The sequence below is a fragment of the Rhodopseudomonas palustris HaA2 genome (assembly GCF_000013365.1).
Lineage (GTDB): Bacteria > Pseudomonadota > Alphaproteobacteria > Rhizobiales > Xanthobacteraceae > Rhodopseudomonas > Rhodopseudomonas palustris_J.
In genome coordinates, this window is sequence record NC_007778.1 from 2,252,982 (window position 1) to 2,277,084 (window position 24,103).

General features: G+C 68.2%; 20 protein-coding genes and 1 other RNA gene. 18 read left to right on the forward strand and 3 right to left on the reverse strand.

Features of this window, described 5'->3' with window-relative positions; translation table 11 throughout:
* Positions 1-46 precede the first annotated feature (46 nt).
* Positions 47-478, reverse strand: an RNA gene (rnpB, locus tag RPB_RS23905) — RNase P RNA component class A.
* 239 nt (positions 479-717) lie between these two features.
* Between rnpB and RPB_RS09980 the strand changes: the two genes are divergently transcribed.
* Positions 718-1,299 (forward strand): hypothetical protein, encoded by a 582-nt coding sequence (locus tag RPB_RS09980; RefSeq protein ID WP_011440880.1) that lies wholly within the window; start codon positions 718-720, stop codon positions 1,297-1,299.
* 86 nt (positions 1,300-1,385) lie between these two features.
* Here RPB_RS09980 and RPB_RS09985 read toward each other — a convergent pair whose 3' ends face one another.
* Positions 1,386-2,252 (reverse strand): N-acetylmuramoyl-L-alanine amidase, encoded by an 867-nt coding sequence (locus RPB_RS09985; RefSeq protein WP_011440881.1) that lies wholly within the window; start codon positions 2,250-2,252, stop codon positions 1,386-1,388.
* 502 nt (positions 2,253-2,754) lie between these two features.
* Between RPB_RS09985 and rsmH the strand changes: the two genes are divergently transcribed.
* From rsmH to murB, 13 genes are all read left to right on the forward strand, one after another.
* Positions 2,755-3,768, forward strand: coding sequence for a 16S rRNA (cytosine(1402)-N(4))-methyltransferase RsmH (rsmH, locus tag RPB_RS09990; protein ID WP_011440882.1), 1,014 nt, complete (start codon positions 2,755-2,757; stop codon positions 3,766-3,768).
* A complete protein-coding gene (gene ftsL, locus RPB_RS09995; protein ID WP_041798659.1) occupies positions 3,768-4,148 on the forward strand; it encodes a cell division protein FtsL in 381 nt (126 codons plus the stop codon). The genes rsmH and ftsL overlap by 1 nt, the downstream gene beginning before the upstream one ends.
* Complete coding sequence (locus RPB_RS10000) at positions 4,145-5,899, forward strand: peptidoglycan D,D-transpeptidase FtsI family protein (RefSeq protein ID WP_011440884.1); 1,755 nt, start codon at positions 4,145-4,147, stop codon at positions 5,897-5,899. Before ftsL ends, RPB_RS10000 begins: the two co-directional genes overlap by 4 nt.
* A gap of 116 nt (positions 5,900-6,015) precedes the next feature.
* Positions 6,016-7,473 carry a UDP-N-acetylmuramoyl-L-alanyl-D-glutamate--2,6-diaminopimelate ligase gene (locus tag RPB_RS10005; protein ID WP_011440885.1) on the forward strand — a complete coding sequence of 486 codons (1,458 nt, stop codon included), beginning with the start codon at positions 6,016-6,018 and terminating at the stop codon, positions 7,471-7,473.
* Entirely contained in the window at positions 7,470-8,909 is a 1,440-nt protein-coding gene (locus tag RPB_RS10010) for a UDP-N-acetylmuramoylalanyl-D-glutamyl-2,6-diaminopimelate--D-alanyl-D-alanine ligase (RefSeq protein WP_011440886.1), read from the forward strand. Before RPB_RS10005 ends, RPB_RS10010 begins: the two co-directional genes overlap by 4 nt.
* A gap of 10 nt (positions 8,910-8,919) precedes the next feature.
* Positions 8,920-10,005 (forward strand): phospho-N-acetylmuramoyl-pentapeptide-transferase, encoded by a 1,086-nt coding sequence (mraY, locus tag RPB_RS10015; RefSeq protein ID WP_011440887.1) that lies wholly within the window; start codon positions 8,920-8,922, stop codon positions 10,003-10,005.
* 187 nt (positions 10,006-10,192) lie between these two features.
* Complete coding sequence (gene murD / locus RPB_RS10020) at positions 10,193-11,593, forward strand: UDP-N-acetylmuramoyl-L-alanine--D-glutamate ligase (protein ID WP_011440888.1); 1,401 nt, start codon at positions 10,193-10,195, stop codon at positions 11,591-11,593.
* A 227-nt stretch (positions 11,594-11,820) separates the two neighbouring features.
* Positions 11,821-12,966, forward strand: coding sequence for a putative lipid II flippase FtsW (ftsW, locus tag RPB_RS10025; RefSeq protein WP_011440889.1), 1,146 nt, complete (start codon positions 11,821-11,823; stop codon positions 12,964-12,966).
* 4 nt (positions 12,967-12,970) lie between these two features.
* Entirely contained in the window at positions 12,971-14,071 is a 1,101-nt protein-coding gene (gene murG / locus RPB_RS10030) for an undecaprenyldiphospho-muramoylpentapeptide beta-N-acetylglucosaminyltransferase (RefSeq protein ID WP_011440890.1), read from the forward strand.
* 12 nt (positions 14,072-14,083) lie between these two features.
* The gene (locus RPB_RS10035) at positions 14,084-14,905 is read left to right on the forward strand and encodes a class I SAM-dependent methyltransferase (RefSeq protein WP_011440891.1); all 822 of its coding nucleotides are present in this window, start codon (positions 14,084-14,086) and stop codon (positions 14,903-14,905) included.
* Positions 14,906-15,084: 179 nt separating this feature from the next.
* Entirely contained in the window at positions 15,085-16,491 is a 1,407-nt protein-coding gene (murC, locus tag RPB_RS10040) for a UDP-N-acetylmuramate--L-alanine ligase (protein ID WP_011440892.1), read from the forward strand.
* A 17-nt stretch (positions 16,492-16,508) separates the two neighbouring features.
* Complete coding sequence (locus RPB_RS10045) at positions 16,509-16,988, forward strand: DUF6653 family protein (protein ID WP_011440893.1); 480 nt, start codon at positions 16,509-16,511, stop codon at positions 16,986-16,988.
* Positions 16,985-17,917, forward strand: coding sequence for a UDP-N-acetylmuramate dehydrogenase (gene murB / locus RPB_RS10050; protein WP_041798660.1), 933 nt, complete (start codon positions 16,985-16,987; stop codon positions 17,915-17,917). The genes RPB_RS10045 and murB overlap by 4 nt, the downstream gene beginning before the upstream one ends.
* 4 nt (positions 17,918-17,921) lie before the next feature.
* Here murB and RPB_RS10055 read toward each other — a convergent pair whose 3' ends face one another.
* Entirely contained in the window at positions 17,922-18,758 is an 837-nt protein-coding gene (locus RPB_RS10055) for a DUF4239 domain-containing protein (protein WP_011440895.1), read from the reverse strand.
* A gap of 281 nt (positions 18,759-19,039) precedes the next feature.
* Here RPB_RS10055 and RPB_RS10060 point away from each other — a divergent pair, with 281 nt between their 5' ends.
* From RPB_RS10060 to ftsA, 4 genes are all read left to right on the forward strand, one after another.
* A complete protein-coding gene (locus RPB_RS10060) occupies positions 19,040-20,359 on the forward strand; it encodes a glycosyltransferase family 87 protein (RefSeq protein ID WP_011440896.1) in 1,320 nt (439 codons plus the stop codon).
* 106 nt (positions 20,360-20,465) lie between these two features.
* Complete coding sequence (locus tag RPB_RS10065) at positions 20,466-21,455, forward strand: D-alanine--D-alanine ligase family protein (RefSeq protein ID WP_011440897.1); 990 nt, start codon at positions 20,466-20,468, stop codon at positions 21,453-21,455.
* Between the two features lie 272 nt (positions 21,456-21,727).
* The gene (locus RPB_RS10070; RefSeq protein ID WP_011440898.1) at positions 21,728-22,726 is read left to right on the forward strand and encodes a cell division protein FtsQ/DivIB; all 999 of its coding nucleotides are present in this window, start codon (positions 21,728-21,730) and stop codon (positions 22,724-22,726) included.
* Positions 22,723-24,048: a cell division protein FtsA gene (gene ftsA / locus RPB_RS10075; RefSeq protein ID WP_011440899.1), complete on the forward strand. Its 1,326-nt coding sequence runs from the start codon at positions 22,723-22,725 to the stop codon at positions 24,046-24,048. The genes RPB_RS10070 and ftsA overlap by 4 nt, the downstream gene beginning before the upstream one ends.
* Positions 24,049-24,103 lie beyond the last annotated feature (55 nt).

Consider the following 24,103-nt stretch of genomic DNA (forward strand, 5'->3'; position numbering starts at 1 on the left):
GAATGGCGAAGGGCCCGGCGCATCACGCCGAGCCCTTCATTCAACAAGTATCAGTCGGCCTGTAAGCCGGGTTCTGGAGGGCACCGCTCGCCGTGAGGCGGAGCGATACGCGACGGCCATTCCTCTGGGACGCTGTTTGCACAGCGCCTCGAGCAACCTACCCGGACGGCGGGTTTGACATCACCCTGCGGAGTTATCGCCCGAGAGCGAACTGTCCGCGATGCCGTCCCTATTCGGTTTTGCTCCCGGTGGGGTTTACCATGCCGTCTCCGTTGCCGGAGACGCGGTGCGCTCTTACCGCACCTTTTCACCCTTACCCCGCTTCGCCTTGCGGCTTCGCGGGGCGGTTCGGTCTCTGTGGCACTTTCCCTGGGGTCGCCCCCGCCGGACGTTATCCGGCACCGTATGTCGATGGAGCCCGGACTTTCCTCCCCCGCAGCCTTTCGGCCGGTGCGGGAGCGGCCGTCCGGCCGACTGACGGGCAAGCCATGCGGGCTGCGCGCGGCGGCGTCAAGCTGCGCCGGGGCTGGCGCTCCGCCTCCACACGACGAAATCGTGACAAGATGACGCAGACGGCCGGTTGGGAAACAATTGCAACGGTACGGCGCCGCTCCTAACGCTTGCGGGTTCCATTGTTCCCGAACGGCTCCGCCCTTCTTTTTTCTCCCCGCTCGCGGCGGTGCTTCCGATCTGATTCCTTCGAGAAAGGACGTTTCGATGACCGCTTCGCGAATTGCAGCGCGGCTGACCCTGCTGATCGCTGTTGTTGCCGTGGTTCTGCCGACCCAGGTCGGCGCGCAGTCGATGTTCGGTGCGCGGCCGATCGCCGGGCCCAGTGACGTTGTCCAGGTGCGCGACGGCTGCGGCCCGGGGATGCGCTTCAGCGAGCGCCGCCAAGCCTGCGTCGAGGATTTCGACCGCGCCCCGCCGCCGCGTTACTACGAGGAGCGCCGCTACGTGCCGCCGCCGCCTCCGCCGCGCCGCTATGTCGATTGCGGCCCCGGCAAGCGGTTCAGCGAACGCCGTCAGGCCTGCGTCTGGATCGATGGCGCACGCCAATCGGACGACGGCGCGGCGGCTGCCGCCATCGCCGGCGGATTGCTCGGCGCGGCGATCGGCGCGGCCGCGGCATCGGGCAATCGCGGCGGCGATCGCGACGTGCGACGTGGACCGCCGCCGCGCGGAGCCGGGCCCGCCCCGCAGGCGGTGCGGACGGCTCCCGCCGCCAGGCCGGCGCAAAAGGCGGCTCCCGCCGCTACACGGCCGGCCGCTCCCGCGGTCGGACGGATCGGTGGCTGACAAGCCATAACGCCATCGCCCTGCGGGCTCTGATCGCGTCAGAGCCGGCAGGGCGATGATCTGGCTGGTTGTTGGGCCTGCGTCGCTCAGCCCAGCGCAGCGGCGGTGCGGACCTCGACCGGCAGACCGCCGAGCAGCGCGTGCAGCGTTGCCAGCGTCGAGCCGTCGGCGATGCCGTCGACCTTCTCGGGCCGGAAATGGCGCTGGAAGGCGGTGACGACCTCGAAGGTCGCGTGGTCGAACTTGCCGTTGATCGCGATGCCGTAGCCGTAATCGGCCAGCGCGCGCTGCAGCACCTGGACCGGTTCGCCCTCGGCGCCATGGCGCAGCACCGCGCCGGCATCGATCGGCGCCGGCTCGACCCAATGCCCGACGCCGGAGGAGGCCAGCGCCCGCCACGGAAATTTCTCGCCGGGGTCCTTCTTGCGCGCGGGGGCCACGTCGGAATGGCCGAGCACGCGATGCGGCTGAACGTTGCGGCGGATGATGATTCCGCGGCACAGCGCGATCACCGCGGCGATCTGGCGAAGCGGATAGTCCGGATAGCCCCAATCATGGCCGCGATTGATGATCTCGATGCCGATCGAGCAGGAATTGATATCGTCCTCGCCGGCCCAATGCGCCACGCCGGCGTGCCAGGCGCGCTTCGATTCCGGCACGCATTGCAGGATCCGGCCGTCCTCGAGCACGACGTAATGCGCCGACACTTCGGTGCCGGCCTTGCACAGCCGGGTCAGGGCGCCCTCGACGTCGGGCATGCCGGTGTAGTGCAGCACGATCATGTCGGGCTGGCGCGCCTTGTTGCGCTCGCCGAAATTCGGCGACGGGATCACGTCGGAAACGACGGATGAATCGGGTGTAAAAGTCTGCATGGCCACGATGCCCTTGGGCAGTGGGACGGCACGTCGACGCTTCGACTCTGAGCCTGCAGACGCGAACGAACCTGACAACATCAGACGATCCAAACCCGGCAGGAGAACGGCGGAGGCGCGAATGCAGCCAGCCGCAGCGCCTGCCCACTATCCGTGTGATGACCGTCGGTCGCAACTCGGCTGTTTCACGATTTTGCCATTTTCTGTGGACTGTGGGTGATCCGCATCATTCCAATACCGCCCCGCCAGCCGCCTGAAATCGCGGCTGTTCCGTCGGTCTGCGCGGACTCCGTCAACGTTTTCTTAAGGCTAAGGGACGTTACTGAGGGGTGAAGAGCCGAACCGCCGGGACCGGCCGGAACCACCTCTGCAAACCCTCAAGCCGATGGAAATCCAGCCGATTTCAGCCGGACCGTCGGGGGCGCGGGGAGCGGTCGCCGACGCGCCGGTTGGACCCGCCGTGGAACCGGGAGTTTCGAACGACGATGCGCCCGTTGCCGCCGACATCGCAGCCGAACTGTGCCGAAGCCGGTCCCCGCACGCCGCGGACCGGTCGGACAGCCGCGCCGTCAGGGCAGGGCGCATGAGCGAAGCGCGCCCGCGCCATATTCCCGTGCTGGGCCCCGAAGCGGTGACGCTGCTGGCGCCGCGCGATGGCGGAATCTATCTCGACGGCACCTTCGGCGCCGGCGGCTATAGCCGGCTGATCCTGGAGGCGGCCGCGACGCGGGTGATCGCGATCGATCGCGACCGCAGCGCCATCGCCGGCGGCTTCGACCTGGTCCAAGGCGCCGGCGGGCGGCTGACGCTGGTCGAGGATCGGTTCTCCAATCTGGCCGAGGTCTGCGCGGCGCAGGGTGCGCCCGCCGTCGACGGCGTGGTGATGGATATCGGCGTGTCGTCGATGCAGGTCGATCAGGCCGACCGCGGCTTCTCGTTCCGGCAGGACGGCCCGCTCGATATGCGGATGGGCACCGACGGGCCGACTGCGGCCGACGTCGTCGCGCGCGCGTCCGAAACCGACCTCGCCAACATCATCTACATCTTCGGCGAGGAGAAATTCTCGCGCCACGTCGCCCGCGCCGTCATCGCCGCCCGCAAGGAGGCGCCGATCACGACCACCAAGGCGCTGGCCGACATCGTCGCCTCGGTGGTGCGCGCCAAGCCGGGACAGATCCACCCAGCGACGCGCACGTTCCAGGCGCTGCGGATCTTCGTCAACGAAGAGCTCGACGAATTGTATCAGGCGCTGGCGGCGGCGGAGCGGGTGCTGAAACCGGGCGGGCGGCTCGCGGTGGTGACGTTCCACTCGCTGGAAGACCGCATCGTCAAGACCTTCCTCGCCGAGCGCAGCCGCGTCGGCGGCGGCTCGCGGCATCTGCCCGAATTGGCGCAGGCAGCTCCGAGCTTCACCGTGCTGACCAAGCGGCCGACGACCGCCGGCGACGCCGAGGTCGCCGCCAATCCGCGCGCGCGCTCGGCCAAGCTGCGCGGCGGCGAACGCACTGCGGCGCCGGCGCACCGGCCCGACGATCTGCCGGGATGGCCGACGCTCGCCGGTGTGATGAAGGCGGGCGTGACGAGGGCCGGCCGATGATGCGCCTCATTCATGTCGTGGTGATCGGAATGCTGGTGTTCGCCGCGGCCTATGTCTACCGGATCAAGATGGAGTCGACCGCGCGCACCGAGAAGGTGCTGCAGCTCCACGCCGAAGTGCGCAAGGAGCGCGAGGCGATCGCGCAGCTCCGTGCCGAATGGGCCAAGCTCGACGCGCCCGGCCGGCTGCAGGGCATCGCCGAGCGGCACCTCAAACTGAAGCCGATCACGGCGCGCCAGTTCGACCAGTTGAAGAACCTGCCGGCGCGGCCGCCGAGCATCGTCAACCCGAACGATCCCGACCCGATCGCCTCGATGATCGAGAAGATCGATCCCGACATCGTCACCGGCGCGCTGCCGGCCAGGGAGGCCGCGCAATGACCGAACCGTCGGTGCCGCTCGTCGGCCATCACGTCAATTGGCGCCAGCGGCTGGTGCGCAGCCTGATCTACGGCCGCGACGTCGATCGCGACGCCAAGGCGCGCGCCCGCGTCGGTCTGGCGATGCTGGCCTTCGCCGCGGTCTATGGCGTGATCGCGTTCAAGCTGACCTTCATCGCGGTGGTCGGCGACAGCCACGGCACGCGGCGCACCGCGTCGCAGGACGCGATCGCCACCGCGCGGCCCGACATCGTCGACCGCAACGGCACCATCCTGGCCACCGACGTCAAATCGCCGTCGCTGTTCGGCGAGCCGCGCCGCATCATCGATCAGGATGAAGCGGTCGAATTGCTCACCGCGACGCTGCCGGACCTCGAGACCCCGGAGGTCCGCGAGCGGCTGGCCTCGAAGAAGGGCTTCGTCTGGCTGAAGCGAGAGATCACGCCGCGGCAGCAGGCCGACATCAAGAAGCTCGGTATTCCCGGCATCGGCTTCCTGCGCGAGAACAGGCGCATCTACCCCACCGGCACCGAGGTCTCGCACCTCATCGGCCTCGTCAATATCGACAACCAGGGCATCGCCGGCATCGAGAAGTGGCTCGACCACAACGGACTCGCCGATCTGCATCGCGCCGGCTTCGCCTCCGACCGGCTGCAGAAGCCGGTGGAGCTCGCGGTCGACATCCGCGTCCAGCACGCGCTGCGCGATGAATTGCTGAAGGCGAAGGACAAGTACAAGGCCAAGGCGGCGTCCGGTCTCGTCTCCAACGTCAACACCGGCGAGATCGTCGCGATGGTGTCGCTGCCGGATTTCGATCCGAACAATCCGCGCGAGGCCAACGACCCGGACCGCATCAACCGGCTCACCACCGGCGTCTACGAGATGGGCTCGACCTTCAAGACGCTGACGCTGGCGATGGCGCTCGACTCGGGCAAGGCGACGCTGAATTCGATGTACGACGCCCGCGGCGCGTTGCGCTACGGCAAGTTCGCGATCCACGACACCCATCCGCTCGGCCGCGCGATCTCGCTGTCGGAAGTGTTCACCTTCTCGTCCAACGTCGGCGCTGCACGGATCGCGCTGTCGATGGGCGTCGACGCGCACAAGGCGTTCCTCAAGAAGGTCGGCCAGCTCGACCGGCTGCGCACCGAACTGCCCGAGAGTGCCTCGCCGATCGTGCCGAAGCGCTGGGGCGAACTCAACACCATCACCATCTCGTTCGGCCACGGCGTCGCGGTGGCGCCGCTGCAGGCGGTGATGGGCATCAACGCGATGGTCAATGGCGGCTATCTGATCCCACCGACCTTCCACCGGCGCAGCGAAGACGAAGCGCAGAAGATGGCCAAGCGCGTGGTCAAGAAGGAGACCAGCGACAAGATCCGCTATCTGATGCGCCTGAACGCCGAAATCGGCACCGCCAGGACGGCGGATCAGATCGCCAAGGGCTACTACATCGGTGGCAAGACCGGAACCTCGGAAAAGGTGATCAACGGCCGCTACGCCAAGAAGCAGGTGTTGAACTCGTTCACCGCCGTGCTGCCGGCCGACCATCCGCAATTCCAGGTGCTGATCATGCTCGACGAGCCCAAGCCGCTGCCGGAAACCCACGGCTTCATCACCTCGGGCTGGAACGCGGTGCCCACCGGTGGCAAGGTGATCGAGCGAATCGCGCCGCTGCTGGGGATCGAGCCGCGGTTCGATCTGCCGCCGCCCGACCGCCTCATTCTTGCGTCATCGAGGGCGGCCCAGTAGGTCGCGGGCCACGCGGGGCGGCAATGCGTCAGTCGTGTTGCACCGGGGCGCGCTTGCGCTAAAAGCCCGGTCTGCGTGCGAACTCCCTTCGGACCGACCGACCGGACTCGAGGACCATGAAGCTCCGCGACCTCTTCAGCGACGACACGGCGATCACGGTGCAGGCGGCCGCTCTCGATGTCGGCGGCCTCGCGGTCGACAGCCGAGCGGTGAAGCCGGGCGATGTGTTCTTTGCGCTGGCCGGGGCGAAGACCGACGGGGCGCGCTTCGTCGCCGCTGCGATCGAGGCAGGCGCCGTCGCGGTGGCTGGCGATCATCCGCCCGCGGGCGACCTCGCCGTGCCCTTCGTTCGCCTGACCAATCCGCGCCGCGCGCTGGCGCTCGCCGCCGCGCGGATGTTTCCGCAGCAGCCGCAGACCATCGCGGCGGTCACCGGCACCAGCGGCAAGACTTCGGTGGCAGCGTTTACGAGGCAGATCTGGCAGCGGCTGGGTCATGCTTCGGCCAGCATCGGCACCATCGGTCTCGTGACGCCGACGCGCAGCGTCTACGGCTCGCTGACCACGCCGGATCCGATCGCGCTGCATCGCTCGCTCGACGCCATTGCGCGCGAGGGCGTCACCCATCTGGCGCTGGAAGCTTCGTCGCACGGGCTCGACCAGTTCCGCCTCGACGGCGTCCGCGTCGCGGCGGGGGGATTCACCAATCTGTCGCGCGACCATATGGACTATCATCCCGACGTTGCGCACTACCTGAACGCCAAGCTGCGGCTGTTCCGCGATCTCGTGGTCGACGGCGGCGCCGCGGTGATCTCGGCCGATCACGACTGTTCGGCGGAAGTGATCGATGCGGCTCGGGCGCGCGGGTTGCGGCTGATCAGCGTCGGCCGCAACGGCGACGCCGGCGCGGGCATCCGGCTGATCGCGGCCGCGGTCGACGGCTTCGCGCAGCGGCTCACGCTCGACCATGCCGGGCGTAACTATCAAGTCCACCTGCCGCTGGTCGGCGAATTCCAGATCGAGAATGCGCTGGTCGCGGCCGGGCTGGTGATCGGCACCGGCGGCGATCCGGCGGCGGTGTTTGCCGCGCTCGATCATCTCGAGGGCGCGCCCGGCCGGCTGGAGCTGGTCGGCGAACGCAACGGCGCGCCGGTGTTCGTCGACTATGCGCACAAGCCAGATGCTCTGGCCAAGTCGCTGCAGGCGCTGCGGCCTTATGCCAAGCGCAAGCTCGTTGTGGTGTTCGGCGCCGGCGGCGATCGCGACGCCGGCAAGCGGCCGCTGATGGGCGCGATCGCGGCCGAGAGCGCCGACGCCGTGATCGTCACCGACGACAATCCGCGCCGCGAAGACCCCGCCACGATCCGCGCCGCGATTCTCGCAGCAGCGCCGGGCGCGCGCGAGATCGGCGACCGGGCCGAGGCGATCCGAACAGCGATCGGCGAATTGCAGCCGGGCGACGCGCTGGTGATCGCCGGCAAGGGCCATGAAACCGGGCAGATCGTGGGCGACACGGTGCTGCCTTTCAGTGACCACGAAGCCGCCGCGGCGGCGTTGTCAGCGAGCGCCGCATGAGCAAACAACCGCTATGGACGTCCGATGCGATCATCGCGGCGATGGGCGCGGCGGTGCAGGGCACGCCGGCCCGCGACGTGTTCGGCATCTCGATCGACAGCCGCACGCTGGCGCCGGGCGACGCTTACTTCGCGATCAGGGGCGACGTTCACGACGGCCATGATTTCGTCGAGGCGGCGCTGAAGGCCGGCGCCGCCCTGGCGGTGGTCGAGACCGCGCAGCGCGGCAAATTCGCCCCCGATGCGCCGCTGCTGCTGGTCGACGACGTGCTCGACGGCCTGCGCGACTTGGGACGCGCGGCGCGGGCGCGGCTCGACGCGAAGGTGATCGCGGTGACCGGCTCGGTCGGCAAGACCTCGACCAAGGAGGCGCTGCGCGGCGTGCTCGGCGCGCAGGGCGAGACCCACGCTTCGGTGGCGTCGTTCAACAATCATTGGGGCGTGCCGTTGACGCTGGCGCGCTGCCCGGCGAGCGTGCGCTATGCGGTGTTCGAGATCGGGATGAACCACGCCGGCGAAATTGAACCGCTGGTCAAGATGGTGCGACCACATCTGGCGATCATCACCACGGTGGAGCCGGTGCATCTCGAATTCTTCTCCGGCATCGAGGCGATCGCCGACGCCAAGGCGGAAATCTTCTCAGGGCTGGAGCCCGGCGGCATTGCCGTGCTGAACCGCGACAATCCGATGTTCAAACGGCTCACCGCGAGCGCCCGCAAAGCCGGAGTCGAACGCATCGTCTCGTTCGGCGTCCACGCCAAGGCCGATGCGCGGCTGCGCGACATTGCGCTGCATGCGGATTGCTCAGCGGTGGATGCGAGCATCCTCGGGCACGACGTCACCTACAAGCTCAACATCCCCGGCCGCCACATCGCGATGAACTCGCTCGCCGTGCTGGCCGCGGCGGACCTGGTCGGCGCCGACCTGGCGCTGGCCGCGCTGGCACTGGCGCAGGTCGAGCCCGCGGCCGGGCGCGGCGTTCGCCGCACCCTCGAACTCGGGCAGGGCGCGGCGACGCTGATCGACGAGAGCTACAACGCCAATCCGGCGTCGATGGCGGCGGCGCTGGGCGTGCTCGGCAGCGCCGAGATCAGCGGGCAGGGGCGGCGAATCGCGGTGCTCGGCGACATGCTGGAACTCGGTCCGGCCGGGCCTGAGCTGCATCGCGGCCTCGCCGGAACGGTGCAGAGCAACGCGGTCGATCTGGTGTTCTGCTGCGGCCCCCTGATGCACAATCTGTGGGATGCCCTTTCCTCGGGCAAACGAGGCGGCTATGCAGAGACTGCGGCCGCGCTCGAATCGCAGGTGGTTGCGGCAGTCCGGTCCGGCGACGTGCTGATGATCAAAGGCTCGCTCGGCTCGCGCATGAAAACGATTGTCACCGCGCTCGAGAAGCGCTTTCCCGGCAAGGCCGCGCTCGACGACGCTGCGGTGTGAGGCGGCTTCAATGCTCTATTGGCTGATCGATTTTTCCAGCTCGTTTCCTGCTTTCAACGTCTTCCGTTACATCACCTTCCGCACCGGCGGCGCGGTGGTGACCGGCGCGTTGTTCGTGTTTCTGTGCGGGCCGTGGATCATCGACAATCTGCGACTGCGCCAGGGCAAGGGGCAACCGATCCGCGCCGACGGTCCGCAATCGCATCTGGTGACCAAGCGCGGCACGCCGACGATGGGCGGCCTGATGATCCTGTCGGGCCTGACGGTCGGCACCGTGCTGTGGGCCAATCCGCTCAATCCCTATGTGTGGATCGTGCTGGCGGTGACGCTCGGCTTCGGCTTCGTCGGCTTCTACGACGACTACATGAAAGTCACCAAGCAGACCCACGCCGGCATCTCCGGCCGCACCCGGCTGCTGATCGAATTCGCGATCGCGGGCGCGGCGTGTTTCGCGCTGGTGTGGCTCGGCCGCGGCTCGCTGTCGAGTTCGCTGGTGATCCCGTTCTTCAAGGAAGTGGTGCTCAATCTGGGCTGGTACTTCGTGATCTTCGGCGCCTTCGTGATCGTCGGCGCCGGCAATGCGGTGAACCTCACCGACGGCCTCGACGGCCTCGCCATCGTGCCGGTGATGATCGCGGCCGCGAGCTTCGGCATGATCTCCTATCTGGTCGGCAACGCGGTGTTCGCCGAATATCTGCAAATCAACTACGTCGCCGGCACCGGCGAACTGGCGGTGCTGTGCGGCGCGCTGCTCGGCGCCGGCCTCGGTTTTCTGTGGTTCAACGCGCCGCCGGCCTCGATCTTCATGGGCGACACCGGCTCGCTGGCGCTCGGCGGGATGCTCGGCTCGATCGCGGTGGCGGTGAAGCACGAGATCGTGCTGGCGGTGATCGGCGGGCTGTTCGTGCTCGAGGCGGTGTCGGTGATCGTGCAGGTGGCGTCGTTCAAGCTGACCGGCAAGCGCGTGTTCCGGATGGCGCCGATCCATCACCATTTCGAGCAGAAGGGCTGGACCGAGCCGCAGATCGTGATCCGGTTTTGGATCATCGCCGTGATCCTGGCGCTCGCCGGCCTGTCGACGCTGAAGCTGCGGTGAAGTTGGATATGTGCGCCGTCAGCCTTCACGCCGATTGCAGCGTCATCCTGAGGTGCGAGCCCTTGCGAGCCTCGAAGGATGGCCACGGGCACGCGCGGCCATCCTTCGAGGCTCGCCGAAGGCGGCGAGCACCTCAGGATGACGCCGTGTCGGTTGTGCGCGAGGTCCTTGTGGCCGGAGCAATGCAATGATCCCCGTCACCTCTTTCGCCGGGCAATCCGTCGCGGTGTTCGGGCTCGGCGGCTCGGGGCTGGCGAGCTGCCACGCGCTGCGCGCCGGCGGCGCCGAAGTGATCGCCTGCGACGACAATCTCGACCGCATGGTCGAAGCGGCGCAGGCCAATTTCATCACCGCCGATCTGCGCAATCTGCCGTGGATGAATTTTGCCGCGCTGGTGCTCACGCCGGGCGTGCCGCTGACGCATCCGACGCCGCATTGGAGCGTGCTCAAGGCGCGCGAGGCGGGCGTCGAGGTGATCGGTGACGTCGAGCTGTTCTGCCGCGAGCGGCGGCTGCACGCGCCGAACGCGCCGTTCGTCGCCATCACCGGCACCAACGGCAAGTCCACCACCACGGCGCTGATCGCGCATCTGATGCGGCAGGCCGGCTACGACACCCAGATGGGCGGCAATATCGGCACCGCGATCCTGTCGCTGGAGCCGCCGCGCGCCGGCCGCGTCCACGTGATCGAGATGTCGTCCTACCAGATCGATCTGACACCGTCGCTCGATCCGAGCGTCGGCATCCTGCTCAATGTCACCGAGGACCACATCGATCGCCACGGCACCATCGAGCACTATGCCGCGGTGAAGGAGCGGCTGGTTGCCGGCGTGCAGGACGGCGGCACCGCGATCATCGGCGTCGACGACGGCTTCGGCCGCGACGCCGCCGACCGGCTGGAGCGCGCCGGCAAGCGCGTGGTGCGGATTTCGGTGAAGCAGCCGCTCGCCTCGGGCATCACCGCGGATCGCGAGACGATCGTGCAAGCCGACGGCGGCGCATCGCATGAAGTCGCGAAGCTCGACGGCATCGGTTCGCTGCGCGGTTTGCACAACGCGCAGAACGCCGCGGCGGCCGCCGCCGCAGCGCTGGCGCTCGGCGTCGGCCCGGACGTGCTGCAGAACGGCCTGCGCAGCTTCCCGGGCCTCGCGCACCGGATGGAGCAGGTCGGACGCCAAGGCACGACGCTGTTCGTCAACGACTCCAAGGGCACCAATGCCGACGCGACCGCGAAAGCGCTGTCGTCGTTCGGCGAGATCTTCTGGATCGCCGGCGGCAAGCCGAAGACCGGCGGCATCGACAGCCTCGCCGAATACTTCCCGCGCATCCGCAAGGCCTATCTGATCGGCGAGGCGGCGCAGGAATTCGCCGCGACGCTGGAAGGGCGTGTGCCCTACGAGATCAGCGTGACGCTGGACAACGCGGTGCCGGCCGCCGCACGCGACGCCGCATCGTCGGGGCTGCCGGAGCCGGTCGTGCTGCTGTCGCCGGCCTGCGCCTCGTTCGACCAGTTCAGGAATTTCGAAATCCGCGGGACGAAGTTCCGCGATCTGGTGACGGCGCTGGATGGGGTGAAGCCGGTGGCCTAGCCACGGCCAACCACGTCATCGCCCGCGCAGGCGGGCGACCCAGTAGTCCGGAGCGCAGGTGCTCAGCCACGAACGCTCTGGGATACTGGATCCCCGCCTTCGCGGGGATGACGGCTTGGCAGGGCTTGGCAGGTCGGCGTTCACAACCTCAACTCTTCCCCTTTCCATTAACTTTCTGGCAACCACGACGGCGCACCAATAAGCCGACCTCTGGCCCAGGATCGCCGATGATTTCCCGTGAGCAACGCACCCCGTTCAGCGAATGGTGGTGGACCATCGACCGCGTGCTGCTGGTGGCGCTGATCGCGCTGATGCTGGCGGGCGTCATCCTGTCGCTGGCGGCGTCGCCGCCGGTCGCGACGCGGATCGGGCTCGACCCGTTCCATTTCTTCAACCGCCATGTGCTGTTCCTGGCGCCGTCGCTGATCGTGCTGATCGGGGTGTCGTTCCTGTCGCCGCGGCAGATCCGGCGTGCCGCGCTGATCGTGTTCGCGCTCAGCATCGTGCTGATCGTCGCGACCCTGTTGTTCGGCCCGGAGGTGAAGGGCTCCCGGCGCTGGATCACGCTGCTCGGCCTCAATATTCAGGCCTCCGAAATCGCCAAACCGTCCTTCGTGGTGCTGGCGGCGTGGCTGTTCTCGGAAGCGGCGCGGCGGCCGGAAATGCCGGCGACCTCGATGTCGCTGGCGCTGCTGCTGACGCTGGTGTCGCTGCTGGTGATGGAGCCGGATTTCGGCCAGACCATGCTGGTGCTGATGGTGTGGGGCGCGCTGTTCTTCATCGCGGGGATGCGGATCGTCTGGGTGTTCGGGCTGGCCGGCGTCGCCGCAGGCGGCCTGTTCGCCGCCTATCTGTTCGTCCCGCACGTCGCCGGCCGGATCAAGCGGTTCATGAACCCGGCATCGGGCGATACTTTCCAGGTCGACATGGCGAGCGAGGCGTTCAGCAACGGCGGCTGGTTCGGTCTCGGGCCCGGCGAGGGCATCGCCAAGCGCAGCCTGCCGGACAGTCACACCGACTTCGTGTTTGCCGTGGCCGGCGAGGAATTCGGCATCATCCTGTGCCTGGCGCTGCTGGCGCTGTTCACCTTCATCGTGATGCGCACGCTGTCGCGCGCCTACAAGTCGGACGATCTGTTCGCGCGCTTCGCCGCGTCCGGGCTGGCCATCCTGTTCGGCATCCAGGCCGCGATCAACATGTCGGTCAATCTGCAACTGATCCCGGCCAAGGGCATGACGCTGCCGTTCATCTCCTATGGCGGCTCGTCGATGGTGTCACTTGCCTATGGCGTCGGCATGATGCTGGCGTTGACCCGGCTGCGGCCGAAGACCGAGGTCAATGCCATGGGTGCCGCGGCTGCGGGCTACGCGTGACGCCATGAGCGACGCGCCCCTCATCCTTCTCGCGGCGGGCGGCACCGGCGGGCATCTGTTCCCCGCCGAGGCGCTCGGCGTGGTGCTGATGAAGCGCGGCCTGCGCGTGCGCCTCGTCACCGACAGCCGCGCGATGCGCTACAGCGGGTTGTTCTCCGCCGACATGATCGACGTGGTGCCGAGCGAGACGGTGCGCGGCAGGACGCCGTGGGCGCTGGCCCGGACCGGGCTGATGCTCGGTGCCGGAACCGCGAAGGCGCTCGCGCTGATGCTGCGGCTGAAGCCCGCCGCAGTGGTCGGCTTCGGCGGCTATCCGACGCTGCCGCCCTTGTTCGCGGCGCGGGCGTTGCGGATTCCGACGCTGATTCACGATTCCAATGCGGTGATGGGCCGCGCCAACCGGCTGCTGTCGAAGGGTGTCACGGCGATCGCGACCTCATTGCCCGGCGTGCTCGACCGCGATCCGACGCTTTCCGCCAAGACCACCACCACCGGCACGCCGATGCGCCCGGCAATCCTCGCGGCCGCCGCGGTGCCGTTCGCGCCGCTCGCCGCGGAGGGGCCGCTGCGGCTGCTGGTGGTCGGCGGCAGCCAGGGCGCGCGGGTGATGGCCGACATCGTGCCCGGCGCGATCGAGCAGCTCGATCCGGCGCTGCAGCCGCGGCTGGTGCTGACCCAGCAGGTCCGCGAGGAGGACATGGCGCGGGTCCGCGCCGTCTACGACCGGCTGAAGATCACCTGCGAGCTCGCTCCGTTCTTCAACGATCTGCCGGCGCGGCTGGCCGCCAGCCAATTGGTGGTATCACGTTCCGGTGCTGGCACCGTCGCCGAACTCGCCGCGATCGGCCGGCCGTCGATCCTGGTGCCGCTGCCCGGTGCGCTGGATCAGGACCAGTTCGCCAATGCCGGCGTGCTCGCCGACGCCGGCGGCGCGATCCGGATCGTGCAGGCCGACTTCACCCCCGAGCGGCTCGCCGACGAGATCGCCGCGCTGGCCGCCGATCCGCAGAAACTCACCGCGATGGTCACCGCCGCCCGCACCGTCGGCCGGCTCGATGCCGCGGACCGGCTGGCGGATCTGGTCGTCAAGGTGGCGAACATCTGAGATGGTTGTGCGATGCCCGATCTGCTGATCCATTCGGTTGCTGAATTTTCCGACCTGATCCTCGAGGCCCTGACCCTGGCCGAAGCCCGCACCATCGCGGAGATCGGCAGCGAGGCGGGCGGCATGTCGGCGCTGCTCGCAGATTACAGCCGCGCGCGTGACGGCGCGTTGACCTGCATCGACCCGTCGCCGCAGCCGGCGTTCACCCAATGGCTGGCGCGCCATCCCGAGGTGTGCCACCTCGCGGTGGCGAGCCTCGACGCGCTGGCGACGATGGCGGCGCACGATGCCTGGATCGTCGACGGCGATCACAACTGGTACACGGTGTATCACGAGTTGCAGTCCATCAAGGCGGCCTGCCGCCGCGACGGCAAGCCGGTGCTCGCCTTCCTGCACGACGTCGGCTGGCCGTGCGCGCGCCGCGATCAGTACTACGCGCCCGAGCGGATCCCCGCGGCCTATCGTCTGCCCTGCAGCTTCGAGGGCGGCGTCGTGCCGGGCGATCCTTCGATCGTCGAGGGCCGCGGTTTTCGCGGAAACGGCCAGTTCGCTTTGGCGCAGGTCGAAGGCGGTCCGCGCAACGGCGTGATGACGGCGATCGACGATTTTCTGCGCGAGGAGCTCGCGGAAGGCCGGGCCTACGGCTTCGCCGAGATCCCGGCGGTGTTCGGCCTCGGCGTGCTGTTCGACACCGACGCGCCGTGGAGCGAGGCGCTCGCCGATCTGCTGCTGCCGTATCATCAGAACAAATTGATCCGAACATTGGAGCACAATCGCCTGCGCAACTATCTGCGCGTGATCGAACTGCAGGACCAGGCCGCGCGCGCAGGATAGCGCCGGCGGCGGCGTAAGCCTGTCAAGTGCGATCCGCGTGACGGCGCAATGCGCCATAAGAACGCGCAAAATGGCCTTGTCAGGGTGCGACAGGCGGGGCATCCAAGGGGAGGCAGGCCGCCCGGGCCGCCTGCGCCGTTCTGCCGTCCGTTCCGGACGATGATTTCAAGGACCATGCCATGAGACTGCCGCGCGAGATCGGACCCATTCACTTCGTCGGGATCGGCGGCATCGGCATGAGCGGCATCGCCGAGGTGCTGTGCAATCTCGGCTATACGGTGCAGGGCTCCGACGCGTCCGAGAGCGCCAACGTCAGTCGTTTGCGCGAAAAGGGCATCCAGATCCACGTCGGCCACAAGGCCGACAACGTCGCCGGCGCCGACGTGCTGGTGGTGTCGACGGCGATCAAGCGCGACAATCCGGAACTCTTGGCGGCGCGGGCGCAACGCATTCCGGTGGTCCGCCGCGCCGAGATGCTGGCCGAACTGATGCGGCTGAAGAGCTGCGTCGCAATCGCCGGCACCCATGGCAAGACCACGACGACCTCGATGGTCGCCGCCTTGCTCGACGCCGGCGATTTCGATCCGACCGTGATCAATGGCGGCATCATCAACGCCTACGGCACCAATGCGCGGCTCGGCGCCGGCGACTGGATGGTGGTCGAAGCCGACGAAAGCGACGGCACCTTCCTGAAGCTGCCGGCCGACGTCGCCATCGTCACCAATGTCGATCCCGAGCACCTCGATCACTTCAAGACTTTCGACGCCGTGCAGGACGCGTTCCGCAACTTCGTCGAGAACGTGCCGTTCTACGGCTTCGCGGTGATGTGCATCGATCATCCGGTGGTGCAGGCGCTGGTCGGCAAGATCGAAGACCGCCGCATTATTACTTACGGCGAGAACCCGCAGGCCGATGCGCGCCTGCTCGAGCTGAAGCCGTCCGGCAGCGGTTCGACCTTCAAGGTCGCGTTCCGCGACCGCAAGGCCGGCACCGCGCACGAGATCGCCGAGCTGATGCTGCCGATGCCGGGCCGGCACAATGCGCTGAACGCAACGGCAGCCATTGCGGTCGCGCATGAACTCGGCCTGTCCGACGACACCATCCGCAAGGCGCTGGCGGCATTCGGCGGCGTGCGGCGGCGCTTCACCAAGACCGGCGACTGGAACGGCGTCACCATCATCGACGATTACGGCCATCATCCGGTCGAGATCGCCGCGGTGCTGAAGGCGGCGCGGCAGTCGACCGACGGCCGGGTGATCGCCGTGGTGCAGCCGCATCGCTTCACCCGGCTGCAGTCGCTGTTCGAGGAATTCTGCACCTGCTTCAACGACGCCGACAGCGTGATCGTCGCCGACGTCTATCCGGCCGGCGAGGCGCCGATCCAGGGGATCGATCGCGATCACTTCGTGCTCGGCCTGCGCGCCCACGGCCATCGCAACGTGATCCCGCTGCAGGATTCCGCATCGCTGGCGGGAGTCGTCGCGGGCGTCGCCAAGAGCGGCGACTACGTCGTCTGCCTCGGCGCCGGCAACATCACCCAATGGGCCTACGCACTGCCGGGCGAATTGAAGGCGCTGGGCGGCTGAAGCGAGAGGAGGCGCCGATGGCTGTCCTGAGCGACGAGACCTGGAAGCGGCACGCCAATCCGTGGAGCGTGTGGACGCGCTACGCGGCATTTCCGGTGCTGATCGCGGCGATCTGGAGCCGGGCGTGGCTCGGCTGGTGGGCGCTGGCGCCGATCGGCCTCACGATCGCGTGGCTGGCCTATAATCCGCGGGCGTTTCCGCCGCCGGCCTCGACCGACAATTGGGCGTCGAAAGCCGTGCTCGGCGAACGGATCTGGGTCGCTCTGCAGCGCGACGAGGTGCCGGCCCGGCATCGCATCGTGCCCGGAGTCGCCGCCGGCATTTCGATGGCGGGCCTGCCGTTTCTGGCGTGGGGACTGATCGCGTTCGATCTCGCCATCACCGCGTTGGGCGCAGTGGTGGTGATGCTCGCGAAGACGTGGTTCGTCGATCGCATGGTGTGGCTGTTCGAGGACATGAAGGATCAACGGCCGGAGTATCGCTCTTGGCTGTACTGATGTTTCCCGATCTCGCCGCCGACCTCAAAGCCGCGATGCCTGATTTGCGCGGCCGGCTGCTCGGCAACGAGCCGCTGGCGCCGCTGACCTGGTTTCGTGTCGGCGGCCCGGCGCAGGTGCTGTTCACGCCGGCCGACGAGGATGATCTCGGTTACTTCCTGTCGCTGCTGCCGGCGGAGGTGCCGGTGCTGTGCATCGGCGTCGGCTCCAATCTGATCGTGCGCGACGGCGGTTTGCCGGGCGTGGTGATCAGGCTGGCGCCGCGCGGCTTCGGCGAAGCGCGCAGCGACGGCGAGACCGTCCATGCCGGTGCGGCCGCGCTCGACAAGCGCGTCGCCGAGACCGCGGCGGCGGCGCAACTCGGCGGACTCGAGTTCTATTTCGGGATTCCCGGAACGATCGGCGGCGCGCTGCGGATGAACGCCGGCGCCAATGGCCGCGAGACCAGGGACGTGCTGATCGACGCCACCGCGGTCGATCGCGCCGGCCGCCGCCACGTCATCGATCTTGCGGGGATGCAGTTCAGCTATCGCAGCTCCGGCGCGGACCCGTCGCTGATCTTCACCTCGGCCCGGTTCCGCGGCACGCCGGCATCGCCGGACGCGATCCGCGCCAAGATGAACGAGGTGCAGGCGCACCGTGAACTGGCGCAGCCGATCCGCGAGAAGACCGGCGGCTCGACGTTCAAGAATCCGCCGGGCCACAGCGCCTGGAAGCTGATCGACGCGGCGGGCTGCCGGGGGCTGCGGATCGGCGGCGCGCAGGTGTCGGAGATGCACTGCAACTTCCTGATCAACATCGGCGACGCCACCGCGGCCGACATCGAGACCCTCGGCGAAACCGTGCGCGAACGCGTCAAGGCGCAGTCCGGCATCGAGTTGCAGTGGGAGATCAAGCGGATCGGCGTCACCGCCGGGATTGCCGGCTGAGCTGTTACTTCGGCGCGGCGGACGGCGGAGCCGTCGCAGGCGCCGGGGCGGGCGCGACCGGCGGCGCCACCGTGTCGGATAGCGACAGCAGCCGCTCGATCGGCGTCGACGACACCCGAAATACGCCGCCGAACGGATCTTCCTGCAGCGCGATCATCCCGAGCGCGACGATCGCGCCGGTGGCGAACACCGTCAGCGCCGCGAGCATCGCGCGCGGCTTGTCGAGATGCACCAAGGTCAACGCCACCTGCGTGATCACGCCGAGCAGCAGCACCGAAATCCATTTCAGGTCGCTGGTGCGATCGGTCGACAGGCTGAGCCTTGCGTTGCGCGCGGTGCCGACCCGCACCGCTGCGCTGAGCATCGCCACGTGGACCGCGGCGCTGGCGTCGCGACTGATCGCGGGATCGCTGAGTTCGCCGAGCAGGGTGTCATAGGCCGCATTGGTCCGCGGCGCGCTCTCGCCATGCGCGGCCGGCCATTCGTCGTGCAGCACGGACGCGGCATAGCCCTTCAGCGCGATGCGGATATCGCGCATGTCGGTGACGGAGGCGACGCTGAGCGTATACAGATTCTGCAGTTCGCCGGCCTCGGCCTGCACCGCCCGGGACGCCTGGCGATTGCGCTCGGTGACGTCGTAGCCGAGGAAGCCGGTGAGCAATCCGAACAGCACCGCAACCGAGGAGAAGAACGGCGCGACGACCCCGTTCAGCTTCGAGACCGGCCCACGCAGCGGCGAGGCGCAGGTCAGGACGACCAGCGTCAGCGCCACGCCGTAGTACAACAGCGCCAGCGTGACGAAGGTGCCGTAAGTGGGAAGGTCGAGCCACGCCCTGATCATCATTGTTCCCGCAGTATCGATCGCTGTGTCCCCGGCGCCACGGTCGCAGCCGAATCGGCGAGAGGAGTGGGCCTTGTGCGGCGGACCTTGACCCGTTCTGTCGTGTCCGTCCACCGAGCCGGGGGCCGACCGCCGCACGGCTCTGGCCTCTTTACAAGCGTCGCGAAGGCTGGCCTGCTGCGGGCTCTCTCGTCCCCGACGTACACGGCCAGCAACACACTCGCCATGGTTCCGCCCCGCAGGGGTGCAAATCACGCCCAGGATTCGACCGGAGCGTCTCGTTGCAACGACAATTCGCGCCGCGATTGCGGCAATTGCACTGGTACGAGATCGCGCTGATCGCCGCCGTCGCGCTGGCGCTCTGCATCTATCTGCCGATCGTGGTGAAGCGCTCGGCGGTGCACGGGTTCGGCGACGTCCAGGTGTTCTTCCGCGCCGGCTGGGCGGTGTGGACAGGCTATCCCCTGTATGAAGTCGCCGATCATCACGGCTGGACCTATCACTACCCGCCGTTCTTCGCGTTGCTGATGGGGCCGTTCGCCTATCCGCTCGACGGCTATCCCAAACCGGCCTGGGCGCTGCCGCTGCCGATGTCGGTCGCGGTGTGGTACGCGCTCAGCGCCGCCGCCGTGCTGATCGCGATCGACTGGTGGGCGAGGGCGCTCGAACGCGGCGCTCCGCCTCTGCTCCAGGAGGCCGGCTGGAACGGGTGGTGGATGCTGCGGATCGGGCCGCTGGCGACGCTGCTGCCGTTCATCGGCGACGGTTTCGGCCGCGGGCAGCCGAGCGCGCTGGTGCTGCTGACGATGGTGGCGTTCCTCGTGCTTTACGTGCAGGGCCGGATCTATGCGGCGGCGTGCGCGCTGGCGATCGGCTTCACCATCAAGCTGTTTCCGATCGCGCTGCTGCTGTTTCCGATACTGCGGCGGGACGTGAAAACGGTGCTGGCCACCGCCGGCTTCAGTCTCGTCTTCCTGTTCGTCGTGCCGACGCTGTGCCTCGGGCCGGCCGAAGTGATCAAACTCTACACCGCGATGTGGACCGAGCATCTCAACGGCATCCTCACCGGCGTGCCGAACGCCAAGATTGCCGCCGAAATCACCTTCACCTCGTACGACATGCTGAGCATCGCCGCGATGCTGGCGCGGATCGGCGCTGGCGGCCTGCCCGCGGCCGACACGCTGCCGGGATTCGCCACCGCGGGACAGATGGCCTTCAACGCCGCGTTCGCGGCCGCGCTTCTGTGGATCGGCCACGGCCGGTTCTGGCGCCTGACCGGGCCGCAACCGCCGCCGTCCGAAGCGCTGCTGATCGGCGGCGCCATCCTGTGCGCCGCGCTGCCGGTGATGCTGTCGGTGTCGCAGCCGAACTACGTGGCGTTCGTCGCGCCGTTGGTCGCAGTGGTGCAGGTCGACGCGTGGCGACGCAGCGGCGAGGTCAGGGTGGTGCCGCTGCTGATCGCCTGGGCCGGCGTGATGTGGCTCGGCATGGTCGCGACCGAAGGCGGGGTCTGGCAGCCGCTGCGCGTGATCGGGCTGGCGACGCCGGCGATCGTGGCGCTGCTCGGCTGGGGCCTCGTCTGCCTGCGGCGGGCGCGATAGCGGCGGCTTCTCCGAATCAGCCAAATCGGGGAGATTGCGCCCGCGCCGGCCCGCGCGTTTCACGGACCATTCGATCGAGCAGGGACCCGCGCGGCGGACCGAATTCATGCGACAGACAATTCTCTTCGGCGGCACCAGCAAGGAGCGCCTGGTTTCGGTCGCCTCGGCGCAGGCGCTGCACGCCGCGCTGCCCGATGCCGAATTGTGGTTCTGGAACGACGACGACAGCGTCCACGCGGTGACCGCGGAGGCGCTGCTGGCGCATGCGCGGCCGTTCGAGGAGGCGTTTCGGCCGGCTGGCGAAAACATCGGTCCGCTGGAGCGCGCGCTCGATCGCGCGGCGATCGAACAGCGGCTGCTGGTGCTGGGTCTGCACGGCGGTGTCGCCGAGAACGGCGAGTTGCAGGCGATGTGCGAGATGCGCGGCGTGCCGTTCACCGGGTCGGGCGCGGCGGCGTCGCATCTCGCCTTCGACAAGGTGGCCGCCAAGCGGTTCGCCGCGATCGCCGGCGTGCGCGCGCCGGCCGGCATCGCGCTGGCGGAGGCCGAGGCGGCGCTGGCCGCCCACGGCCGGCTGATCGCCAAGCCGGCCCGCGACGGGTCGAGCTACGGCCTGTTCTTCATCAATGCGAAGCAGGACCTGGTCGCGGTGCGCGACGCGGCGAGGTCCGAGGACTATCTGATCGAGCCGTTCGTCTCCGGCATCGAAGCGACCTGCGGCGTGCTGGAGCAGGCCGACGGCTCGCTGCTGGCGCTGCCGCCGATCGAGATCGTGCCGGCCGACGGCGGCTTCGACTACACCGCGAAATATCTCGCCAAATCGACCCAGGAGATCTGCCCCGGCCGGTTCGCGCCGCAGATCTCGGCGAGGATCATGGAGGATGCCGTGAAGGCGCATCGGGTGATGGGCTGCCGCGGCTATTCGCGCTCCGACTTCATCGTCGTCGCCGACGGTCCGATCTTTCTCGAGACCAATACGCTGCCCGGACTGACCAAGGCCTCGCTCTATCCCAAGGCGCTGCAGGCGCAGGGGATCGCCTTCGTCGATTTCCTCCACGGCCAGATCGCGCTCGCCGAACGCGGCGCCCGGCGTTAACGACTTTGGTCGAGTTCCCGGTTTCGGCGCTGCAAAAATGCCGCTGGCGGCCGCAAATCTTTCAGGAAACGTAACAATTCCGGGGCCGAACCGAGCGCCTTTACTTTTTGTTTACCAGGAGAGCCGAAGGTTAACGCTGGCCGCGCATTCTGACGCTCGGCTGACGCGGCGTGACCGGGCGGATTCTCCGCGGCGCGATCCCGTGCAGCATCGAGCCGTCACTTGCGCCTGAGCCCGGTTGGTTGCGGGCACAACGAGTATGAGCGCAAGCAATGCATGGTGGAGGGCGCCTCGCCAAGTCGTCGCGACTGTCGGGGATTCAGTCTGATCTGAAAGCGGTCGCCGTCGCGGCCGTCGCGCTGCTGCGCCATCGGATGGCCCGCCGCAACCGGCCGCAGCCGCGCCCGACCAAGCGGCTGGCCCGGCCCGAGCCGCAGCACGGCGTCATCGCGGTGCTGGAGAAGTACACGCCGCGCCGGATCGGCGTTTTCGCCACCGCGCTGATCCTGCTCGGCAGCGCCGGTCTCGGCATCGTCAAGGGCGGCCATGTCGACGAGTTCGTGCAGGGGGTGGACGACGCCCGCAACGCGGTCGCCAACATCGCCGGCTTCCGCATCGAACGGGTCGCGCTCAGCGGCCGCAAGCAGTTGACGCAGGACGAGATTCTGGCGATCGGCGGGGTCACCGGGCGGTCGTCGCTGCTGTTCCTCGATGCCGCAGCGGTGCGTGACAAGTTGAAGGCGAACCCGTGGATCGCCGACGCCACGGTTCTGAAGTTCTATCCCAGCGAGTTGCAGATCGACATCGTCGAGCGCACCGCCTTCGCGCGCTGGCAACTCGACGGCCGCACCTCGGTGATCGCCGAGGACGGCGCCGTGCTGGAGCCTTATGTGGCGCGCCGCTTCCTGTCGCTGCCGCTGGTGGTGGGCAGCGGAGCGGGCAGTCGCGCCAAGGATTTTCTCGCGCTGCTCGGGCGCTATCCGCAGATCCAGTCGCAGACCCGCGCGGTCGCGCTGGTCGGGGAGCGGCGGTGGAACGTCTGGCTGACCAATGGGCTGGTGATCCGGCTGCCGGAGCACGAGGTCGGCAATTCGCTGGCGATGCTGAGCAAGCTCGATCAGGACGACAAACTGTTTTCGCGCGACATCACCGCGATCGACATGCGGCTGCCCGATCGCCTGACCGTGCGGCTGTCGGACAACGCCGCCAAGGCGCGCGAAGAGCAGTTCAGCAAGGACAAGAAGTCCAAAAAGAAGGCTGGTGACGCGTGACCGGCTTCGACCGCACCCAGACGCCGAAGACACGCCCGATGCCGCCGCATCGCACCGCGATGGTGGCGTCGCTGGACATTGGCACCAGCAAGATCGCCTGCATGATCGCGCGGCTCAAGCCGTGCCCGCCGAAGGACGCGCTGCGCGGCCGCAGCCACGCCGTCGAACTGGTCGGTTACAGCCAGATCCAGTCGCGCGGCGTCAAGGCCGGGGCCGTGGTGGATATGGTCGAGTGCGAGAAGGCGATCCGCCACGCCGTGGCGCTCGCCGAGCGGATGGCCAAGGTGCGGGTCGAATCCGTGCTGCTGTCGGTGTCGGCCGGCCGGCTGCAGGGACAACTGATCGAGGCCGCCGCCGATATCAAGGGCGGCGCGGTCACCGCCGACGATGTCAGTCGCGTCACCTCGACCGGCATGCATCACGCCACCGCGCCCGGCCGCGCCGTGCTGCACGCGCTGCCGGTCGGCTACACGCTCGACGGCGTCAAGGGTATCCGCGATCCACGCGGCATGGTCGCGCGTCAGTTCGGCGTCGACATGAACGTGGTCACCGCCGACGCCACCGTCGCCAAGAACCTGATGCTCGCGGTCGAGCGCTGTCATCTCGAGGTCGAGGCGATGGCGGCGAGTCCTTATGTCGCAGGCCTGTCGGTGCTGACCGACGACGAAGCCGATATCGGCGCCGCGCTGATCGAGATGGGGGCGGGGACGACCACGATGGCGGTCTACTCGGCCGGCCGCTTCGTCCACGCCGGCGGATTTGCGCTCGGCGGGCATCACATCACGATGGATCTCGCGCGTGGATTAGGTGCCTGCATTGCGGATGCCGAGCGAATCAAGACGTTATATGGCACGGTGCTAACTGGCGGTTCTGATGCGCGCGAGCTGATGTCGATCCCTGCCGCCGGGGACAATGAGCGGGATGCTCCGCAAGTGATCTCCCGCGCGACGATCGCGAACATCATCCGGCATCGCGCCGAGGAGATTTTTGAGATGGTCCGGGACCGGCTGGCGGATTCGCCGTTTGCTGCAGAGCCGCGCGCGCGCGTGGTGCTGAGCGGCGGCGCGTCGCAGCTCACCGGCATTCCCGAACTGGCGACGCGGATTCTCGGCCGTCCGGTGCGGGTCGGCCGTCCGCTCGGTTTCGGCCGGCTTCCCACCGAGGCCAAGAGCGCATCCTTCGCCGTTCCCACCGGCCTGCTGGTGTATCCGCAATACGCTCATCTCGAACACATCGAGCCCCGACACGCCCGGCAGGTCCGGAGTGCCGATCACGCCGGCTACTTCGGCAAGGTCGGCCGCTGGCTGCGCGAGGGTTTCTGATGACTCTATTCCGCCCCCTTCCGCTTTCACAGATCGCCCAGGCCCATCGCCCGGG

What these genes read in the sequence shown, in the direction of transcription:
- RPB_RS09980 (WP_011440880.1), top strand. Translation starts at nt 718, where the DNA reads ATGACCGCTTCGCGAATTGCAGCGCGGCTGACCCTGCTGATCGCTGTT.
- RPB_RS09985 (WP_011440881.1), bottom strand. Translation starts at nt 2,252, where the DNA reads ATGTTGTCAGGTTCGTTCGCGTCTGCAGGCTCAGAGTCGAAGCGTCGA.
- rsmH (WP_011440882.1), top strand. Translation starts at nt 2,755, where the DNA reads ATGAGCGAAGCGCGCCCGCGCCATATTCCCGTGCTGGGCCCCGAAGCG.
- ftsL (WP_041798659.1), top strand. Translation starts at nt 3,768, where the DNA reads ATGCGCCTCATTCATGTCGTGGTGATCGGAATGCTGGTGTTCGCCGCG.
- RPB_RS10000 (WP_011440884.1), top strand. Translation starts at nt 4,145, where the DNA reads ATGACCGAACCGTCGGTGCCGCTCGTCGGCCATCACGTCAATTGGCGC.
- RPB_RS10005 (WP_011440885.1), top strand. Translation starts at nt 6,016, where the DNA reads ATGAAGCTCCGCGACCTCTTCAGCGACGACACGGCGATCACGGTGCAG.
- RPB_RS10010 (WP_011440886.1), top strand. Translation starts at nt 7,470, where the DNA reads ATGAGCAAACAACCGCTATGGACGTCCGATGCGATCATCGCGGCGATG.
- mraY (WP_011440887.1), top strand. Translation starts at nt 8,920, where the DNA reads ATGCTCTATTGGCTGATCGATTTTTCCAGCTCGTTTCCTGCTTTCAAC.
- murD (WP_011440888.1), top strand. Translation starts at nt 10,193, where the DNA reads ATGATCCCCGTCACCTCTTTCGCCGGGCAATCCGTCGCGGTGTTCGGG.
- ftsW (WP_011440889.1), top strand. Translation starts at nt 11,821, where the DNA reads ATGATTTCCCGTGAGCAACGCACCCCGTTCAGCGAATGGTGGTGGACC.
- murG (WP_011440890.1), top strand. Translation starts at nt 12,971, where the DNA reads ATGAGCGACGCGCCCCTCATCCTTCTCGCGGCGGGCGGCACCGGCGGG.
- RPB_RS10035 (WP_011440891.1), top strand. Translation starts at nt 14,084, where the DNA reads ATGCCCGATCTGCTGATCCATTCGGTTGCTGAATTTTCCGACCTGATC.
- murC (WP_011440892.1), top strand. Translation starts at nt 15,085, where the DNA reads ATGAGACTGCCGCGCGAGATCGGACCCATTCACTTCGTCGGGATCGGC.
- RPB_RS10045 (WP_011440893.1), top strand. Translation starts at nt 16,509, where the DNA reads ATGGCTGTCCTGAGCGACGAGACCTGGAAGCGGCACGCCAATCCGTGG.
- RPB_RS10055 (WP_011440895.1), bottom strand. Translation starts at nt 18,758, where the DNA reads ATGATCAGGGCGTGGCTCGACCTTCCCACTTACGGCACCTTCGTCACG.
- RPB_RS10065 (WP_011440897.1), top strand. Translation starts at nt 20,466, where the DNA reads ATGCGACAGACAATTCTCTTCGGCGGCACCAGCAAGGAGCGCCTGGTT.
- RPB_RS10070 (WP_011440898.1), top strand. Translation starts at nt 21,728, where the DNA reads ATGCATGGTGGAGGGCGCCTCGCCAAGTCGTCGCGACTGTCGGGGATT.